Origin of the sequence: Nocardiopsis sp. TNDT3 (genome assembly GCF_003427465.1) — a bacterium.
GTDB lineage: Bacteria > Actinomycetota > Actinomycetes > Streptosporangiales > Streptosporangiaceae > Nocardiopsis > Nocardiopsis dassonvillei.
The window spans coordinates 1-2,610 of sequence record NZ_QPFC01001131.1 but is presented as its reverse complement, the minus strand read 5'-3'; the positions used below and the strand labels follow the sequence as shown (position 1 = coordinate 2,610).

Genomic DNA, 2,610 nt, shown 5'->3' with positions numbered 1-2,610 from the left:
GGGAGACGTCGTGCACCTGGGCGCGCCAGGCGGCGGTTCCCGGGCCGCCGGTGTCCCCGGCACCGTCCGGCGCTCCCGCCTCCCGGGAGGGGCGGGGGTCCGGGACGCGGCGCCCGCCGTCGCGGCCGTCCAGGTTCTCGGCGGCGCGGCGGATCGCCGAGCGCGACAGCTCGCCGCAGATCTGGGGGTCCAGGCCCAGGACGCGCGCGACCGCGGAGGTGGGCAGCGCGTGCCGCAGGTTCAGTTCCACCAGTTCGCGGTGGCTGGCGGGCAGCCGGGCGAACATGCGGGCCACCGGCTCCTCCGCGGGCACCGTGGCCAGCCGGGTGTAGGGGCTCACGTGGGCCAGGCCGCGGCGCTGGCAGGCCGAGCGGACCAGGGCGTACAGCCAGGAGCCGAGGTCGGCCGGGTCCGCGCGCCGCGAGTCGAGGACGACACCGGCGACGAGGCCGTCGTGCACGGCCTCGGCCGCCTGCCCGGTGTCCTCCTCACCCAGTAGCGACCAGGCGTACCGGTACAGGGACGGGGCGAAGGCGTCGTAGAGCGCCTCGACCGTCGACGGTTCGCCTGGTTCGCTACCTCTGGTCACTTTTCTAACCCCCCGTTTCCCGCGACGGTAGCGAGGGGCGCGGCGACGCGTGGGTGAATCGTCTACCTGTGTCTTGAAGGTAAGTCTTCTGTAACCTCGGGGCCGGACGCGGGACCCGACGGTCGCGGATCGGCTACTCTCCGCCGCGTGACGGCGACCCGATGGCGATCATCCGCTCGACGGAGCGGCGGGCGCGCGCGGAGGTGTCGGCGTCGACCGTGATCTCGGTCGTGCCGAACCGCAGCGCGTTGAGCAGCTTGTCCGCGTCGATCATCTTCATGTAGTGGCACTCGGCGCGCGAGTTGACCGCCTCGAACTCCGTGTTCGGGTTGGCGTTGCGCAGCTGGTGCAGCATGCCGGTCTCGGTCGCGATGAGGACCTTCTTGGCACTGGTGTTCTCCGCGGCGGTCAGCATCCCGCCGGTGGAGAGGACCTTGACGCGCTCCTGCGGTACGGCGCCGCTGCCCACGAGGTAGAGGGCGGAGGTGGCGCAGCCGCACTCGGGGTGGACGTAGACCTCGGCGTCGGGTTCGGAGGCGACCCGCTCGCGCAGGGTGTGCCCGTCGATCCCGGCGTGCACGTGGCACTCGCCCATCCACACGTGGATGTTGTCGCGGCCGGTGACCCGCTTGACGTGGGCGCCCAGGAACTGGTCCGGCAGGAAGAGGATCTCGCGGTCCTCGGGGATGGAGCGGATGACGTCCGCGGCGTTGGAGGAGGTGCAGCAGATGTCGGTCTCCGCCTTGACCGCGGCGGTGGTGTTGACGTAGGCGACCACGACCGCGTCGGGGTGCTCGGCCTTCCAGGCGCGCACGTCCTCGGCGGTGATGGTGTCGGCCAGCGAGCACCCGGCGTTGGGGTCGGGCAGCAGGACGGTCTTGTGCGGGGCGAGGATCTTGGCGGTCTCGGCCATGAAGTGCACACCGCAGAAGACGATGGTGCTCGCGTCGACACCGGCGGCCAGGCGGGACAGAGCCAGGGAGTCGCCGGTGTGGTGGGCGACGTCCTGGATTTCCGGGCGCTGGTAGTTGTGCGCGAGGATGACAGCGTCGCGCTCCTTCGCCAGGCGGTGGACCTCTGCGGCCCATTCCTGCCTGGTCATGGTGTCCGCCGTGGCGGTGACCGGTGCCATGTCCAACTACTTCCTTGAGGCTGTGGGCAACGCCGCGCGGGCGCCGTGCCGGGGAGGGTCGGTGCGGATGAGGACAAGTTTTTGTCTGTCAGGCACAAACCTGATGAAGCTTAACATGACGGGTAACGGAAGGGACAGGGTGGACATCCCTCAGGAAAACGGACAGGTCGCGGCGTCCGTCTGCTCCGCGTCCGACCACGCGGAGCTGTCGGTGCACGAGGCGCTCGCGGTCGTGCTCCAGATCCGTGCCGGAGAACTGTGCGTCCTGCTGTGGCGCAGGGCCCTGCCGCCCTGCGAGGGCGCCTGGGCGCTGCCCGGCGGCAGGCTCGGCCGGGGGGAGAACCTGGGCGCCTCCATCCGGCGCCAGCTCGCCCAGAAGGTCGACGTGAGGGATCTGTCACACCTGGAGCAGCTGGAGACCCGCAGCGACCCCGACCGCGTCCCCCGGCGCCGCACCCTGGCCACCGCCTACGTGGGGCTGGTCCCCGCCGACGTGGACCCGGTCGTGCCCGACGACACCGGCTGGCACCCGGCCGCCGACCTGCCGACCATGGCCTTCGACCACGCCTCCATCGTCCGCTCCGGACGCCAGCGGCTGCGCGCCAAGCTCAGCTACACCAACGTCGGGTTCGCCCTCGCGCCGCCGGAGTTCACGATGTCGGAGCTGTCCGGCTACTACCGGGCCGCGCTGGGCCACGACGTGGCCGCCACCAACCTGCGCCGCGTCCTGCTGCGGCGGGGGCAGATCGAGGAGACCGGCCGCTCGGTGCCCTCGGGCCGCTCCGGGGGCAGGCCCGCCGCCCTCTTCCGGTTCCGCGACCGCAGCCTCCAGGTCACCGACGCCTTCGCGGTGCTGCGCCCGCCCAGCTGAGGCCTCCGCGGGCGGGCC

At 72.0% G+C, this 2,610-nt stretch carries 3 protein-coding genes; 1 reads left to right on the top strand and 2 read right to left on the bottom strand.

All coding sequences use genetic code 11. The annotated features are described in order from the left end of the window. Both DQW06_RS24715 and nadA read right to left on the bottom strand, forming a co-directional pair. Nucleotides 1-589 (bottom strand): RNA polymerase sigma factor (locus DQW06_RS24715; RefSeq protein ID WP_198662542.1); only part of this gene is annotated, 589 nt, incomplete at its 3' end. Between the two features lie 133 nt (nt 590-722). Beyond that, nucleotides 723-1,721: a quinolinate synthase NadA gene (gene nadA, locus DQW06_RS24710; RefSeq protein WP_071621357.1), complete on the bottom strand. Its 999-nt coding sequence runs from the start codon at nt 1,719-1,721 to the stop codon at nt 723-725. 139 nt (nt 1,722-1,860) lie between these two features. Here nadA and DQW06_RS24705 point away from each other — a divergent pair, with 139 nt between their 5' ends. Continuing rightward, complete coding sequence (locus DQW06_RS24705) at nt 1,861-2,592, top strand: NUDIX domain-containing protein (protein ID WP_013151450.1); 732 nt, start codon at nt 1,861-1,863, stop codon at nt 2,590-2,592. Nucleotides 2,593-2,610 lie beyond the last annotated feature (18 nt).

Coding starts and splice junctions, on each gene's coding strand:
- nadA (WP_071621357.1), bottom strand. CDS start 1,721: ATGGCACCGGTCACCGCCACGGCGGACACCATGACCAGGCAGGAATGG.